The organism is Streptomyces sp. NPDC031132, assembly GCF_055570595.1.
The window spans coordinates 187638-203486 of the sequence record NZ_JBVIGX010000012.1 but is presented as its reverse complement, the minus strand read 5'-3'; the positions used below and the strand labels follow the sequence as shown (position 1 = coordinate 203486).

The following is a 15849-nucleotide window of genomic DNA, read 5'->3' as shown; positions in this document are numbered from 1 at the left end:
CTCACGGGAACGGGTGCGGGTACAGGGGGAGTTCGTCATGGCGCAGCGGACGGGCGGTGCGCCCCAGCCGGTGTGGCACCTCGAGCAGCCGGGGCAGCCCGAGCGTGCGGCGGTTGACATGGCCGAACGTCATCGGGAGGGTGCCGGGCACGATCACCTTGGCGCAGTGCAGCCCCAGCCGGTCCCGGATCCCGGGTTCGTCCTGCGTCACGACGACCACCTCCAGCCCCTCGGCGGCCAGTCGCGCGACCGTCTCCGTCAGCAGCCGGGTGAGGTCGGCCACGGGCGTGGGAATGCCCGGCCACCGTTCCTGCCAGGGAACCTCCCGGATGCCGGCGAACAGGAACTCCAGCCGGGGCTGCGCCTCCGGCAGGGTGTTCAGGCCCACGTGGTCGTCGAGGTCGACCACCAGCTCGGGCCGCCGGAGCATGGGGCGAAGCCGCTCCGGGTCACGCGGCCCGCCCGGGCCCGTCGGCCGGTGTACGGCGTCCTGGACGTTGGTGACGACCTCCGCCACCGCCGAACGGATCGCGGCGCGCGGATCGTGGTGGGCTCCGGCGGCCAGGAAGGTCCGGGGAGCGTCGGTGTGGCTCCCCTCGTAGCGGCAGAGCGCGACCACCGCCGGGATGCCGAGGTCGTTGGTGGCGTCCAGCAGACGCAACCGGTAACCCAGCAGTGCTGCGCGTGAGGCCAGCGCGGTCACCAGCGGGTCGTCGGCGGGCAGTGCAATGCCGGGCAGCGGTGTGCGCGCGTACCACGCCATCAGGAAGGCGTCCCGTTCCGCCACCTCGAACAGCCCGTAGAGAGCAGCCTCCTGGGGACTGTTCCCGAGCCCGCAGCCGTTCGAGGACTCGTAGACCACCCGTGCCCGTCCGGGGCCCTGCGCGGGGTCCCAGTACGCCACGTGCTCGGGCACCGCCCGGGCCCGGCCCTCGGTGAGCGACCAGCCGTACACCCAGTCCAGCTCCAAGTCGGCGTGGTACGGGACGGTCCGGGCGGCCGGGTGCCCCCGGTGGGCCGGATCGGGCAGACCGAGCCGGACGGGGTCCACGGCAGCCTCCGGGCCCAGTTCGGCGAAGGACGCACGCATGACCGTACGGCGGCCCAGCGGGCGCATCCCGGCCAGCCGCTCCACGCCCTCGAACAGCGCCACCCGCTCGCTGGAGCGGAAATCGGCGGAGCGCCCGTAGCCGCCGTCGTCGAGGAGACGGCCGTCCGTCACCCAGGCGGTGGTGAGGGCGAACGCCGAGTCCTCGGTGCGGAACAGGCGGCGCACCGGGCCGAACCGCTCGTCGTGCAGCTCGGCCCGCAACCGGTCCGCTCCCGTGCGGTCGTTGGGGCCGCGCAGCACCGCGGGGTCGGGCAGCGGCTGCGGTGTGTCCGGAAATTGGGCCGTGGTGGGGGAGTCGGCCGGCAGCGGGCGGCACACCGGGCAGCCGCCGACCGGGCGGACGTGATGGGTGGACCAGGTCGCCCGGTGCCCCTGGACGATGTGGACGGTGGGCGGCGGCCCCGCCTCCGCCCCCGCCTCGGGGTCGGGCCCGGGCTCCAGAAGGGCGGCCGCGAGCAGCAGGGCCCCCTCCGCCATGGCCGGGGTGCCGGTGCCGCCGAGCACCAGCCGCGGGCTCTGCCAGGGCACCCTGCCGCCCACCGTGGCCAGTCGCTGGTACTCGGTGCAGGTCAAGCACGCCCGCGCCGCGGGCTCCAGCACGGGGCCGATCACCGTCAGCGCACCGTCCTCGCGCACCGGCACCAGGCGCACGGGGTGGCCCATCGCGTGGCGGCTGAGCTGCTCAGCCAGCTCCAGCGTCCAGGAGGTGAGGTGGACGATCGCGGCGCCGCCCGTGGTCTTCAGGGCCGCAGCCGGATCCAGTACGGGCACGGGGCCGGCGACGGTGGCCACCAGCGTCGCGTCGGCAGACGTGGCCTCCGCAGCCGTCCCTTGCATCGTGGCCCCGCTCATCGCGCTCCTCCCCATCCGGCCAGAACCGTGAATCCGCATGCGTGCAGGGCAGCCAGGACCGGCCCGGCGGATCCGGCCGCTCCGCTGCCGGAGAGGTCCGCGAGGTCCGCGAGTCCCGCCCCACCCGGCTGCCAGGGCTCGGGGCGCTGTCCGGTCAGCCGGGCCAGCGCAGTGCACAGCTCCGGCTCCCGCCCTGCGATCCTGGCCAGCCAGCGGTCGGTCCACCCCTCGTCCGTCCAGGCCGCCGGCTCTGCTTCCGCAACGGCGAGCGGCGCCTCGGCCCCGCTGAACGCGGTGTGCACGGCCCCGGCCGGACCGTGCTCGGCGGCCATGGTCCGGGTCACCGCCCCGAGCGCGGCCAGGGCCGCGGCGTCGGCCGGTGTCGCCTCCACCGCACGAGCGGCCACTCCTGCGGTACCGGTCCGGCCGGCGGGGTCCCGTACCACGGCCAGGTAGGCCCGCTCCGCGGGGAACCGGTGAACCGTCATCTCCATCGGAAGCCCCAGATGCCGGGTCAGCACGGTCCACCAGTGGCGGGCCTGCGGATGTTCGCGCCATTCCTCCTCGCCCAAGGCGCTGCCGGGGCGGGCGCAACCCGCGGAGGCGAGGGCGGCCCGGCGCAGGGCCCGTCCCAGGGCGTGCCCGGGTCCGGCGCCGACCGTCACCGGCCCCGGCACCCCTTCGCCCAGGTGCAGTTCTGCCGCACGGCACGCTGCGGAGAGCCGGGCCAGGTCCGTACGGGGAGCCCCCGCCACCAGAGGCCCGGCCACCGAACTGCAGGCCGCGAGTGCGGCGGGCAACTGGGGGAGATCGCCGGGCAGCGGTGCGTCGAGCACTCCCAGGTACGGGTCGCCCAGTGCCCCGATACGTCGCAGTGCCTCGGCGAGGTTGCCGGCCGGGGCGGGGGAGAGGGACGCGGCGTCGGCCGGCCCGGTGACCCAGGGCCGGTAGGACGCGTGCGGCGGCCTGGCCACGGCGACCAGTACGGCAGGACGGCCCGGCAGCAGCTGCGGATCCTCCTCCCGCCCGGCCGGATCGGGCAGACCGGCCGCGGCACACAGCAGCCGCTGCGCTGCCGCGCCCGCGAGCAGGGCCGCCAGCGCCGCCGGTGTCCCGGCTGTCGCCCCGGCGGGCGCGGAGCCGGCGTCCGCGAAGCCGGCGTCCGCAGAGCCGGGATCGGGGTGCAGGCGCAGGGCGATCGACTCGGCGTCCGTACGCGCCCGTTCGGGCTCGACAGGGGCCGTGACGAAGCCGCCGTCGGCGGTACGGGCCACGGCCACGGCCACCGGCGGAGTGCCCGCGACCGCCACCACCCGGTCGGCCGGCAGGCCCGTGTCGCGGAACACCTCCGGCGGGGTCCCCGCGCGTTCGAGGGCGCCGATCAGCGCCCTGGTGAGCGGCCCGTCGGGATCGGCTGCGGCGACCACGGGCCGTGCGGCGGTCAGGGACGCGGCCGCGATGGCGGGGCGGTGCGCGGAGGCCCCCAGCCAGGCGGCCGGTTCGGCCGCCCCTGCCGGATGCTCGGCGAGCAGATCGTGCGCCTGCAGCTGCGTGGTCAGCGCGGCCAGCGCGGCCTCGACCCGGGGATCGGCCGGATCGAGGCGGGGCCGGCCGATCCCCGGATCGAGGCCGTACCCCTCCTCGCCCAGGACATCCACATCCCCGGACCGGGGCCCGAGCCGCTCGAACAGCAGCTCCCACAGGGCGGGCAGGGCCCTGCTCCCTTCGAGCGTCACGCTCCCGTCCCGGCCGCGCAGGTGCAGACCCTCCCGCAGCGGAGTGACCGCCACCCCGGGCCGCAACCGCAGGCGCGGCGGCTCGGCGGCGGTCACGGCGTCCCCTCCACGGCGGCGATGACCTCGTCGACGCGCGCCTGCCACCGGTGCCCGGTGAGTTCCGGCACGCTGCGTACCACGAGGTGGGCGGCGAGGTACCGCTCCACGGGCCGGACGTCGCAGACGGTGAGCAGCCGGTAGAGCCCGTTCGTACAGGCCCGGTAGACGAGGTAGTCGGGGCGGCTCCACATCGTGCCCTGCGGGTCCGAGCGGTGCAGCTGCCGGTGGAAGTCGCTGTACCGGGTGCGTACCTCCGGGTCCCAGCGCTCGACGGTGGCCCGGTCGCCCAGCGCCGCGGCCCGGTCCAGGTACTCCGCATGCACCCCGGTGAAGTCCGCGCCGGCCCTGAACCGTTCCTCCGCGATCCGCCAGGCCCGGGCGGACCAGTCGGCCCAGGCCCGCTCCCAGCCGACCGCACCGCCGCCCGCAATCCGGTCCACCAGCGCGGAGATCCGCCCGCCCGCGGCCTCCCAGCGGCGGTCGAAGGCCGCCCGCAGCCGCCCGTCGCGGTCCTCCTGGACCAGGAAGTCCTCCAGGTGGGAGACGTACGAGTAGTGGCCGCCCACCAGGCCTTCGGGGTGCGCGGCCGCATGGGCCGCAAGGGCCGTCACCACGAGTTCGACCCGGGCGGCGGAGGTGTCCGCGCGCTCGCCGAGGAACGCGGTGCCCGCCTCGAGGGCGGGCAGGCCCAGGGCCAGCAGGTCCTCGCGGAGCCGCACCCCGTCCGGGCCGATCAGCGCGGTCAGGGAGGACCGGTCCACCGGCTCCACCCGCACGGTGTTGTCTAGTACGAGCGGTCCGTACGGGGGCGGGATCAGCTCCGCCCGCCCTGCCGCCGCGGCCTGCGCCAGCAGGTGCTGCCCGTCGACGGGGGCCCGCGACGGATGCGCGGCCGCGCGGGCGCGCAGCTCGGCGGCGGCGCGCTCGGCCGTGGCGGCGACCGCCCCGGGGAGGCCGCGCAGTCGCAGCCGCAGGTGCGGGCCGTGCAGCCAGTGGCGTTCCACGTGGGCGGTCAGCCCGTCCGCGGCGGCCCGTCGGGCGAGGGGCAGAACGGCTTCGCGCAGGAGAGGCGCCTTGACCGGCTCGTAGTGGTAGGCGACCACGTCGAGGGCCGTGGCAGCACTCGAGGCGGGCCGTGCGGTGTCCGGGCCGGTGGCCGGGGCGTTCATGGGTGCCTCCTCGGCGGATGACGGGCGGGTTGCGGCGGGTCCCGCCGGAACAGGCGGCCGGAACGGCGCGGGTGGTACGGGTGGTTCGGGTGGTTCGGGTGGTACGGGGGCTCAGCCCGGCGGGGCGGTGCGGGCGGGCCGGTAGGTCTCGGCGATGAGCTCCACGGCATGCGCGGGGCGGCTCCGGCCGCCGAAGACGGGCAGCGCCTCCTCCAGCACCACGCCGCGCGGATGGCGGGCCAGCCAGCCGGCGAGGCAGCGCAGGTGCAGGGCGCTGCCCAGGTCGAGGGCCTGTGGCTTCGGCGCGCGCAGACTCCGTACGAAGTCCTCGGCGGGCCGCCCGGCAGGGGGCTCCGGTACCGGGTGCAGGAACAACTGCTCGGGCAGCCCCAGCAGGGCCCGCCAACGGGCCGCCGTGGCGGCCGGGATCACGCCGGGGTCGGCCGCGAGGTCGGCGCGGAGCGCGGCCAGTACCCCTTCGGGCAGGTGCCAGCGCCGCCGGGCGAGCACCGCATGGGCGTGGCGCAGCCGGGGGGTTCGCTGCACTTCGCCGCCGGGGACGGCCAGGGTGCGGCGGGGCAGGAGCCGCCGGAAGTCCACGACGCCGGCCGGGTGGTCGCAGAGGAACGGCGCCAGGCGCTGCGGCAGCATGACCGGGGCGAGGAAGCCGAGGTAGAGGACGTCGAGGGGTTCGCCGGTGGCCTGGAGCCGCAGCCGGAGCTGGTCGGAGGCCGGGTCGTGGACCAACTCCACATCGGCCTCGGTGAGCGCGCTCCGGTACCGGTCGGGGCCGATCTCCTCGCCGACCAGCAGTGGATGGAGATTGGCGTTGAATCCGCCCACCGGCCGGATCTGGGCGGCCCGGGCGCCGTCACCGAGACCGCGGCGGATCTCGCGGGCCACCTCCGCGGCGGCGGAGTGGGGCAGGTCGTCCAGGAAGCGGCTGGTGAAGCGGCCCCAGCCGCCGTAGACGTGGTTGACGCAGAGCAGACCGCCGGGGACGGTGCCCTCGGGGCCGCCTACGGCCGGGGCAGCGCTCTGGACGAACCACGCGTAGCTGAGCGGGCGGGCGGCGGTCCAGCCGGGCAGCCGGGCGGCGAGCCCGCGGACCTCCTCGGCGGGCAGGACGACCTCCTCGGCCCAGCCGCCGGGTGCGGCCTCGGCGGCGGACCGTACGAGCTGGACGAACTCCTCCCGCAGCCCGGCCAGTTCGGCCAGCTCGGGGGAGAGCCCGGGGTCGCCGGACGGCCGGACGGCGAGGCGCGCGGCCTCCTCCCACGCGGCGGCGGTGTCGGCGCCGAACTCCCAGGGGGCCGGGCAGGTTCCCCCGCGCCCGTGACGGGAGACGAAGCGCTCCAGCGCTGCCCTGCGCATCAGGTGCCCGAGGTCGAACAGCTCGGCCAGGGCGGTGAGTTCACCGAGCACGGCCCGGTCCGCACCGGTCAGCCGACCGGCAGGGACCGGCCGGCCGCTCCGCACGGTGGCGGTGGTCGGGTACCCGGAGGCGAGCACGTCCTCGGAGAGCACGTTCAGGGGGGCGGCATCGGCCGGCACGGGCCGACCGGCGTCGGCCAGAAGGCGGCGCCAGCGGTCCGCCAGGTCGGCGAGCAGGGCGGGCCGCTCCTCGGCCGGGGCGTTCGCGAACCCGGCGGTGTCGGCAGCGATCCGGTCGATCCGGTCGCTCAGGGCCGCGTCCTCGGGCCACCGGCGCAACCAGTCGGCCAACGCGCGCAACGGGTGCGGGTGTTGAGGGTCGACGGGCGCCACGGGCACCAGCAGGCCACCGTCGGTGAGTTGACCGACAAAACGGCCGACGGCGGGGTCCGTGAGGGGGCGGCCGAGGGCCGCACCGAGTCGGGCCGCCAGCTCGTCGAGGGTCGCGGGCGCGGCCGCGAGTGCGTCGAGCGCGGTCAGGGCGGGCCGGGCGGCGAGCTCGATCGTCTCCTCGTGGGTGACGAGGTACCGGCCGCCCGCGAAGACCGTACGGTCCCGCATGTACAGGGCCCGCCCTTGGGCGGTGTGCCGCGCACTGCTGGTCATACGATGGGCGAGCGCGCGCCGGCGGCGCGGTTGGTCCAGCAGCGCGGCGACGAGCGCCTCGACGAGTGTCCGGTGCTCCCGCACCACGGACCGCAGCGGCGGCAGCGTCCGTACCGGCTCAGCCGACGGGCCCGGACCGCCCGACCACCCCACGGCGGTGAACCACGACAGCGGACTGGTCTTCGTACTGGCACGCAGGGCGTGCCGCAGTACCGAGGGCTCCTCCTTGCGGGCCCGGCGGCCGCCTTCGTCCCGGGCGGCACGGGACACCGCGCGCAGCAGGTCGCCACTGGTGAGCGCGACGGCCCGGGTGAAGCCGGGGGAGCGGCACAGTTCCGCGAGGGCGGATCGCTCGGCGGTCAGGGCGTCGGGGACGGCCGCGGCCAGATCTGCGAGGAGGGCGGCGCGGAGCTCGCGCAGGCTCAGCCAGGTGCCGAGCCGGGGCACCCGTGCGGGCAGGCCGTCGAGACGGGCCAGCAGGGCGGGGCGGGGGATGCGGCCGTTGTGCAGCGCCCGACGCAGCGGGAGGACCACGTGGCGGTGGAACTCCTCGTCGTGCCCTGGACGGGAGGCGAAGAGGTCGTCGCACAGGACCGGACGCAGTTCGTCCTCCCGTACCGCGAGCGCGGTGAGCCGGTCGAGCAGGCTCCGTACCCGCGCGGCCTTCTCCGGCTGTGCCGGGTGCGCCGTCACCGTGGTGCGGACCAGCGCGTACGGGGCGGTCCCGGCGGCCGGCCCCGCCGGCGGGCGAGCGGTCCCCGACACGGGTGCGACGTGTTGCGGTGCTGCTGGCTGGGCGGGGTACGGCAAGGCGGGCTCCCGTGGTGCGGTCTGGGCCTGTGAGCTGTCCTCCGGCTCGGCCCGCAGCCCGTGCGTCCGGCCCGGAGGGGCCGGACGCACGGGAGCGGCCGTGTCACAGCCGTCAGACGACGGGCGTCTCCACCTGCGGCTGGGCGCAGGAGGACGAGCCCTGGCAGGAGCAGGAGCCCCATGAGGCGCCGTTCTCGGGCAGTGCGGCGGTGTCGCTCAGCGCGGTGACGGTCAGCTCGCTGAGATCGAGGTCGAGGTCCAGGTCGAGGTGGTTGTGCCCGGTGGTGGCAGAGGTTTCGGACATGCGGATTTCCTCTCGTTTCTGAGGGGTTGCGGAACCGCGAAGACGGCGTCGGCTGGCCGGCGCCCGCGGCCGACGACGGAGTGCACCCGGGGAACAGACGGTTCGTGGTCGGGGCATCCGAAGGAGCGTCGTGGTGCAGCACGAGTGTCTGCGCCGTCACGGACCGACGGCAACTGCACGTGTCATGTCGGCCTGTTGTCCCGTCCTGGTAAGTCACCTCACGGCAGGCCACAGGCCACAGGCCGCCTGCCGGTGGCCGGGCGTGGTGGCAAGTCCGCGCCGGCCGCGCGCCTGGTCCCCTCCGGAGCCCGTGCCGACGTCAACGGCGTGGTGCGCCGTCGCCTCGCCCGCCCGCAAGGTGTCCTTCGCGTCGACGGACATGGCAGTGCAGCGCCCTCCGCACGGGACGGGTCCGGCCCCGTCGGCCCACCTGCGGGCTCCCCGATCGGGGGATGTGTCGGGTCGGGGCGTCTCGAATTCGGCCGTACGGCGTTACACGACGCGGAGCTTGATCAAAGTCTCGGCGTCCGCCGGGGCGCGCTACGACGTGCGGCCGGGGCGCCGGTGGCCGGCAAGGGAGCATGATGCCAGACCTCATCGAGACGTTCAGCGGCCGCCGAAGGCTTGCCGCGCGCTGCCGTCACGTGTGCGACAAGCCCGCGTTCTCGCTCGGCGTCATCTCGGTGATCCTGTTGAACGCCGTACTGCTGGGCGTCGAGACGTACAGCGGATTGTCAGTGCAGTACGGCGCCGTTCTCCATTCGGCCGAACGCTTCTGCGTCGCCGCGTTCAGCCTCGAGATCCTGATCCGCCTGGGCGCGTACATCGACCGGCCGAAAGCTTTCTTCCGTGACCCGTGGAACGTGTTCGACCTGCTGGTGGTGTCTTCCGCCTTCGTTCCCTTCCTGCGGGAAAACACCACCCTGCTGCGCCTCTTGCGGCTGGCGCGCGTCCTGCGTACCGCGCAGTTCATGCCGCAGCTGCGGGTCCTGCTCGTCGCCGTCGGCCGCAGCCTGCCGGGTACGGTCAGCTTCCTGTTCGTGGGCGCCCTGATCCTCTACGTCTACGCGATGATCGGCTGGATCTGCTTCGCCGGGCACGACCCGGAGCACTACGGTTCCCTCGGCCGGGCCGGGCTGACACTGTTCCTGCTGATGACGCTGGAGGGCCTGGGCGATGCCGTTCATGCCGGACTGGCGGTCTCCCCGTTCAGCATCCTCTACTACGCCTCGTACGTGCTCCTTGCCTCCTTCGTCCTGGTCAACGTGCTGATCGGGGTCGTCCTCAACGCCCTGGAAGAGGCGCGCGAGATGGAAGAGGCGGCGAACCGGAACGAGCAGGTCACCGCCTGGCAGTCCACCGGGCACGCGGGGCGGGCGGTCCCGGAGGGCGCCGACGAACTCCGCCTGCGGATCGCGGCGGTCCGCAGCGCCCTCGACGACATGGAGGCCCAGCTCGACCCCTCGAGCGGGACGGCGCCCGTCATGACCGCGCCCTCCTCCCCCGCCCGGGCATCGGTCGGCGCGCGGTAGGGGAGCGCCGGAAGGCGGGCCATCCGCCGGATTCGTCGGCCTCCCGGCCCCGCCCGTCGGCGTGTACGCGCACCTTGCAGGCCAGGAGTGCCGCACGCTTCCTGGACGTGCTCCCGCGCTCACGTACGCGCACCCCGAGCGCCGAGGCGCCCGACCGAGGGGAGAACCCATGAGCGGAGGCGAGATGTCCAGTTCCGGTTCCCCGGGCGCTTCACCCGGTACGAACACGGGTCTCGGCCCGGTGCCCGTGCGAACCGACCCCGACCCTGAACGCCGCGGTCACCCCCTGTACGAGTTCGCCCTGACCGCGGTGCTGATGTTCACCGTGGTCACGGTCATCCGCTGGGTACTCGATCCGGCCTCCCCACTCGCCCTCGCGAACATCCACCTGGCCCTCCTCGTGGTGGGCGCACTGGCCGGAGCGCTCGTCTTCGGACTGATCCGCTCCCCGTGGGGGCGGCGTTCGGGTGCGCACATGAATCCCGCGATCACGCTCGCGCTGTGGCTGCTACGGGCCTTTCCCGGCCGGGATGTGGCGGTGTACGTCGTCGCGCAGCTGGGCGGTTCGGTCGCCGGGACGGCTCTGGCCCGCCTGGCCTGGGGGCCGGCCGTTGCGCGGGTCGGTTACGGCGCGGCGGCCGCGGCGCCGTCGTGGAACGGCTGGGCCGTCTTCGCGGCCGAGGGCGGCTGCCTGGTCGTGGTCACCCTGATGATCGGCTTCTTCCTCGCGCACCCGGCCCACGCACGATGGTTCCCCCGGGTCCTGGCGGTCCTCATCTGCGCGATCGTGGCCGTTCTGGGCCCCCTCAGCGGCGGCGCCGCCAACCCCGCCCGCCAGTTCGGACCCGCGCTGATGTCCGGAGCCACTGCCGCCCTGTGGATCTACGTCGTGGCACCCGCCCTCGGCGCCGTCCTGGGCGCTGCCGCCCACCACCTGTTCACGCGGGGCTCCACCCGCCGCCCCCGTCGCAACCCCACCGCCCCGCACGCGACCTGAGCCGGGACCGGCGCACCGTCCGCGTCGGCCCTGACGCGGACGGGTTCCACGAGCGGTACAGATACGGACAGTTGGAGGGGCACACACCGACCGCGGGGGCACCGGTCCTCGAAAAGCGCGCGGGGCCTGCCCTGCTCCGCGATCCGGAGGACCTTCTGCGCGCCGGTGTCGCACAAGCATCGCTCGGCCGTCATACGGCCCTGACCGGCCCATCGGGCGCCGTCGCGCCCCTGGCTGGAATGACCGATCGACCTCATCCCAAGCTCCTGGGGGAGACTAGGAGACCTTCAACACCGGCGTCATCGGCCCGCTCCTGGGCGAGAAGACGGGCGTGTTCCGCACCGCACCCGACCCGGCCACCGGCGATCAGTGCATCGTCGGCGCCCTGCCGCTCTTCGCCGACGGCACGGGGCACGCCGGATTCTCGACGTACACCTCCGCCAAGTCGGCCCTGTACCGCACGGCGTCAAGGTCGGCGAGAACAGTGAGCAGGTTGCGGCCACGACGGCGCCGCCGGCGTCCACGGTCCGCTTCGCGGCCCCCGTCGACCTCGCCTCGCGCGCCCCGGCGGGCAAGTCGGTCCAGGGCCCGGTGACCGTGCAGGGTTCGGCGGCCGGGAAGAACCTACGGCAAGTGACGTCGCCGCGCTGACGCACCCCGCGCCGTGACAACGTGCTGGAAAGCGTTCAAGGACGCTTTCCGGCACGTTCGTCCACCGGGGGAAGCCGGCGGTGGACCGGTCACGTCCGCCAGTACGTACCCGCACGGGAATCAACGTGTACGAGGTGCCGGCCGACGCGCACCACGTGGTAACCGGTGCCGGCCCAGGAGCCGGTGTCGCCGTCGTCGGCGGGCAGTGGGGTCCAGATCTCCAGGAAGGTACTGCCGTCCGTGTTGGTGCCCCACTCGATGAGGTTCGCACCCTCCCGCCGGAAGGTGCCCGTGTCATCCCCGGGCTCGCCCTGCAGGTGGTGGAAGTGCACGCGGGAACCGTCGAAGGACGTGACGCCGGCGAAGCCCCGGCTGTCGGCGAAGTAGGGGCCGGCCTGCAGCCACACCACCTCGCGGTCTTCCACCAGGGGCCCGCCGTTCCGGCTGATGCCGCGCCGCAACCACGCACCCCTCTCGGGCACGGGGATGCCCGGCCCGCCCCCCGCCGGAAGGGGTCCGAGGGCGCCTTCCGGCTCAGGCATCGACGGCGGAGTCGTCCACGGCCAGCAGCGAGACCTCGATGTTCCCGCGGACCGCCTGCGAGTAGGGGCAGACCGCGTCCGCCCGGTGGAGCAGGGGCAGCAGGTCAGCCGCCTTCCACCCCGGCAGGGAGACCGTGAGGCCGACCGCGAGACCGTAGCCCGCGGGCGTGTCCGTGGTACCGAGCCGGACCTCGCACGCGACGCGCGCGGCCGAGGCGTCCGCGCCGAACTCGGCTGCCACCTCGGCCAGCGCAGACGTGAAACACGCGGCGAACCCGGCCGCGAACAACTGCTCGGGGTTGGTGGTACCGGGCACCTTCTTGCGCGGCGGGGCCAGGCGGACGTCGAGGCGCCCGTCGTCGGTGACGACCGATCCGGTACGCCCGCCGCTGGCGTGCGCGGTCGTCCGGTAGAGAGTGCGGGTCAGTGGCACGGTCATGTGGTCAGCCCATCTGTGCGACGAGGGAACGCCGCCCGGGGCCGGACAGCGCTTCGGCGCCTGCCGGTGGGACGGCGCCTGGCGCGTCGTCGTGCATAACCGGGTACGGCGCATCTCGTCCGGGGCCTCGGGACCGGGCCGCCGGACAATCTAGCAACGGGATCGGGCCCGCCGGGACCGTCACCTGTGGTGACCCTCCTCACCGTCCCCACCACGACCGTCCCTGGCCGGCTGTCAGCAGCGTCGGCCCTGGCACGGCGGGAGCGCCGACTGCGCTGCGGGCCTGCCCTCGGGCCGGAACAGGGCGACGAGGAACGTCAGTGCGATGCCCGCCGCCACCACGAACAGGGCGTTGCTGATCCCGTGCGCCGTCCCGTCGCGCAGCTGCTCGCCCGTGAGCCCGCCGAGCCCCGCCGTCGCCACCAGCACCAGGAGGGCGAGGCCTACGGCGGCGCCCATCCCGGAGCCGGTGGAGGCGATACCCGAGGCGATGCCCTGGTCCCGGTCGGACACTCCGGTCCCGGCGGCGATGAACATGCCGGTGAACACGATGCCGTCACCGACGCTGAGCGCGACGAGCCCCGGGACCAGCTCTGCGTACGACCCGTCGGGGGAGACCGCCGCGCCGAGCAGGACGGCACCGACCGCGCCGACGGCGAGGGCGCCGAGCAGCGTGCGCCGCAGGCCGAACCGCGTGACGAGCTGACCTGCGGTCGTCGATCCCGCGACGACGACCGCCGTCGGGACCAGGAAGCCGGCGCCGGTCTCCAGGGCGTCGTAGCCGAGGATCTGCTGGAAGTGGAGCGAGAGGAAGTAGAGCACCGAGCCGAAGGTCGCCATGAACATGAACGCGATGACGACGCTCGTGACGAGGCTGGGGTTCGCCAGCAGCCGCGGCGGCACGAGCGGGTCGCTGCTGTGCCGCTCGACGAGCGCGAAGACTCCCAGCAGGAGGAGTCCGGCCGCCGCACTGAGCAGGATGCCGGGCGAGAGCCAACCGATCACGGGCCCTTGGACCAGCGCGAACACGATCAGCGTGACCCCGAGGGTGACGCTGAGCGCACCGGGCAGGTCGAATCTACGGGTCCGGTCGCGCGGCGGGTCCGCGGGGATCAGCACGAAGGCGAGGAGCAGCGCGGGCACCGCGAGGGCCACGTTGACGAGGAACACCGCTTCCCAGCCGAAGGCGTGGGTCAGCAGTCCTCCGAGGAGTACGCCGATCACGAGTCCGGCGGCGCCGGCACCGCCCCAGATCCCCAACGCGCGGTTGCGCGTGCGGCCTTCGCGGAAGGTGACGTTGATGAGGGCCAGCGTGGTGGGAAAGACGAGCGCGCCGCCGAGGCCCTGGACCGCGCGGGCGGCCAGGAGCATTCCGGGTCCGGTCGCCAGTCCGCCCACGAGCGCCGCGGCCGCGTAGAGGGTGAGGCCGGTGGCCAGGATCCGGCGCCGCCCGAGGAGGTCCGCGGCGCGTCCGCCGAACAGCAGGAAGCCGGCGGAGGCGACGGCGTAGGCGCTGATCACGGACTGCAGGGTCTGCGCGGAGTAGCCCAGGTCGCGGGCGATGTCGGGCAGTGCCACGACGACGATGTACTGGTCGAGCGAAACCGTGAGCATGGCGAACGACAGCAGCGCGAGAGTCGCCGTGTCACGGTTCCAGCCGAGCCCGCTGGGCCGCGTCGCCCCGACAGATGCCACAGCAGCACTCCTCGGAAGGGAGCCCGTAGAGGTACGTACAGGAATGCACCACTATGCCATGAAGGTCCACGGCGGCAGGGCGCGGGCGACGTGGCGGGCGGATGCCCAGGCGGATTCGGTGGGCGGCTCGGCAACCACGCCCGCGCCGGCGGGCCCCGCTGCCAACTGGTCCCAAGTGGTGGACTGAGCGGGCGATCTCCCGGCCCTGACTGCCACTCCTTCGGGCTGATGCACCGTCATCTTTTCTTGTGCCGTGCCCCGGCACTTCGAGCCCGTCCAAGGAGAGGCCCATGTCCCGACTCTCGTGCCTGGCCGCCACTACCGCGGCCGCCGCTGCCCTCACGCTGACCGCGTCAGGCACCACCGCGGCCGGCGAACCGACCCTGTCGAATCCCCGCGTCCTCGCGCACTTCGACTTCGCCGCCGGGCAAGCGGCGGAGAGCATCGCCCTCGAACCCGACGGCTCCGCGATCCTGTCCTTCGCCTTCGCCCGGGAGGTCGTCCGCGTCGACAAACGGGGGGTTGTCCGCATCCTCGCGACCCTGCCCGCCGTGACGAACCCGAACACCCCGGTCCTCGGCGCGGCCGTGGTCATGGGCGTCGTGCGCGCCCATGACGGCACCCTGTACGTCAACTACGCCACCGGAACGGGCGAGACCGGCATCTGGCGCGTCGGGCCCCGCGGCGGGACGCCCGTCCAGATCGCGCAGCTTCCGGTGGACGGGCTCCCCAACGGCCTCGCCCTCGACGAGGAGCGCGGCGTGTTCTACGTGGCCGACACGGCACGCGGGATCGTCTGGCGCGTCCCGCAGGAAGGTGGCACCCCCACGGCCTGGGCCGCGGGGGCCGCGCTGCAGCCGCTCCCCGAGGCCGACGGCTTCCAGGCCGGCGCCAACGGCATCAAGGTCCACAACGGCGCCGTGTGGGTGTCCAACACCGACCGCAAGACACTGCTGAAGATCCCCGTACGCCATGACGGCTCCGCCGGCACCATCCAGACCAGGGCGACCGGACTCGACTGGATCGACGACTTCGCCTTCACCGGCGACGACGACACGGTCCTCGCCACGCTGATCATGGCCAACCAAGTCGTGCTGGTGCGCCCCGACGGCACCCACGCGATCGTCCTCACCGAGCGGGACGGACTGTCCAACCCGAGTGCCGTGGCGGTGCGCGACAAGCAGGGCAAGCAAGATGAGCAAGACAAGAAGGACCAGGGCGACAAGGGCAGCAACGACAAAGATGACAAGGGCGACAAGGACAGCAACGACAAGGACGACAAGGACGACAAGGTCGTCTACGTGCCGAGCGCGTCCTACTTCGCCGCCGTGAAGGATCCGAACCTCCTCCTGGCCCAACTCCACAAGGGCAGGCCCTAGAGCTGCCACGGACTTTGGCGTGAGGGTCGGGCAGCTGCCGTGACCACTGGCCCCGCCGCGCCGCCTGCGGTCGAGGCCGGCCGCCCCTCTGGCCCGGGCCGGGGCCCGTCGGGCGATCTCGAGTGGTCCGGACTCAGGTCAGCCGATGTTCTGGTGGTCCGCGATGTCGCAGTCGGTGTAGACCGGCGGCCTGGTCATCAACGCCGAGAGCTGCTGGGCCAGCTCGCTCGTCTCCGGCGCGTTGCTGTTGGCCATCGCGGCCTCGTAGGACTCGAACTGGACCACGGCGAGGTAGCGGTTGGGCTCGGACCGGTCCTTGAGCAGGGTGCGGGAGGCCGGGGTGCCGGTCCGGCCCGTCGACCGGACCCGTTCCTCGTAGGCGCGCAGGAGGTCTCGCACCTCGTCGATGCGTTCGGTCTCGAAGTCGATGATCTGTGCGAACTTCATGCTTCCGGTTCCTCCTGGCGTATGGCGGCCCCGCGGATGGGGTCCT

Annotated in this window: 12 protein-coding genes and 1 riboswitch; of the genes, 3 read left to right on the top strand and 9 right to left on the bottom strand. The window is 74.1% G+C overall.

What is annotated here, in order from left to right; all coding sequences use genetic code 11:
* Position 1 precedes the first annotated feature (1 nt).
* The 5 genes from ACZ49B_RS20375 to ACZ49B_RS20355 all read right to left on the bottom strand — a co-directional run bounded on the left by ACZ49B_RS20375 (position 2) and on the right by ACZ49B_RS20355 (position 8121).
* Entirely contained in the window at positions 2–1963 is a 1962-nt protein-coding gene (locus ACZ49B_RS20375; RefSeq protein ID WP_468307705.1) for a TOMM precursor leader peptide-binding protein, read from the bottom strand.
* Complete coding sequence (locus ACZ49B_RS20370) at positions 1960–3795, bottom strand: hypothetical protein (RefSeq protein WP_468307703.1); 1836 nt, start codon at positions 3793–3795, stop codon at positions 1960–1962. Before ACZ49B_RS20370 ends, ACZ49B_RS20375 begins: the two co-directional genes overlap by 4 nt.
* A complete protein-coding gene (locus ACZ49B_RS20365; protein WP_468307700.1) occupies positions 3792–4967 on the bottom strand; it encodes a lantibiotic dehydratase C-terminal domain-containing protein in 1176 nt (391 codons plus the stop codon). The genes ACZ49B_RS20370 and ACZ49B_RS20365 overlap by 4 nt, the downstream gene beginning before the upstream one ends.
* Before the next feature lie 111 nt (positions 4968–5078).
* Complete coding sequence (locus tag ACZ49B_RS20360; RefSeq protein WP_468307698.1) at positions 5079–7772, bottom strand: lantibiotic dehydratase; 2694 nt, start codon at positions 7770–7772, stop codon at positions 5079–5081.
* Between the two features lie 157 nt (positions 7773–7929).
* A complete protein-coding gene (locus tag ACZ49B_RS20355; RefSeq protein ID WP_468307696.1) occupies positions 7930–8121 on the bottom strand; it encodes a thiazolylpeptide-type bacteriocin in 192 nt (63 codons plus the stop codon).
* A 584-nt stretch (positions 8122–8705) separates the two neighbouring features.
* Here ACZ49B_RS20355 and ACZ49B_RS20350 point away from each other — a divergent pair.
* Together ACZ49B_RS20350 and ACZ49B_RS20345 are read left to right on the top strand one after the other, a co-directional pair.
* Positions 8706–9653 carry an ion transporter gene (locus ACZ49B_RS20350; protein WP_468307772.1) on the top strand — a complete coding sequence of 316 codons (948 nt, stop codon included), beginning with the start codon at positions 8706–8708 and terminating at the stop codon, positions 9651–9653.
* Positions 9654–9822: 169 nt separating this feature from the next.
* Positions 9823–10650 carry an MIP/aquaporin family protein gene (locus ACZ49B_RS20345; protein WP_468307694.1) on the top strand — a complete coding sequence of 276 codons (828 nt, stop codon included), beginning with the start codon at positions 9823–9825 and terminating at the stop codon, positions 10648–10650.
* A 740-nt stretch (positions 10651–11390) separates the two neighbouring features.
* Here the strand turns inward: ACZ49B_RS20345 and ACZ49B_RS20340 are convergent.
* From ACZ49B_RS20340 to ACZ49B_RS20330, 3 genes are all read right to left on the bottom strand, one after another.
* On the bottom strand, positions 11391–11726 hold the full coding sequence (locus tag ACZ49B_RS20340; RefSeq protein WP_468307691.1) for a hypothetical protein: 336 nt from the start codon (positions 11724–11726) through the stop codon (positions 11391–11393).
* Positions 11727–11835: 109 nt separating this feature from the next.
* The gene (locus ACZ49B_RS20335; protein ID WP_468307688.1) at positions 11836–12282 is read right to left on the bottom strand and encodes an Ohr family peroxiredoxin; all 447 of its coding nucleotides are present in this window, start codon (positions 12280–12282) and stop codon (positions 11836–11838) included.
* Positions 12283–12362: 80 nt separating this feature from the next.
* Positions 12363–12425: riboswitch (guanidine-III (ykkC-III) riboswitch) on the bottom strand.
* A 91-nt stretch (positions 12426–12516) separates the two neighbouring features.
* On the bottom strand, positions 12517–13977 hold the full coding sequence (locus ACZ49B_RS20330; RefSeq protein ID WP_468307685.1) for an MFS transporter: 1461 nt from the start codon (positions 13975–13977) through the stop codon (positions 12517–12519).
* Positions 13978–14267: 290 nt separating this feature from the next.
* Between ACZ49B_RS20330 and ACZ49B_RS20325 the strand changes: the two genes are divergently transcribed.
* Entirely contained in the window at positions 14268–15356 is a 1089-nt protein-coding gene (locus ACZ49B_RS20325) for an SMP-30/gluconolactonase/LRE family protein (protein WP_468307683.1), read from the top strand.
* A 138-nt stretch (positions 15357–15494) separates the two neighbouring features.
* On the opposite strand, the gene ACZ49B_RS20320 is transcribed toward ACZ49B_RS20325, so the two are convergent.
* Positions 15495–15803, bottom strand: a complete 309-nt coding sequence (locus tag ACZ49B_RS20320) for a hypothetical protein (protein ID WP_468307680.1) — start codon at positions 15801–15803, stop codon at positions 15495–15497.
* Positions 15804–15849: the final 46 nt, after the last annotated feature.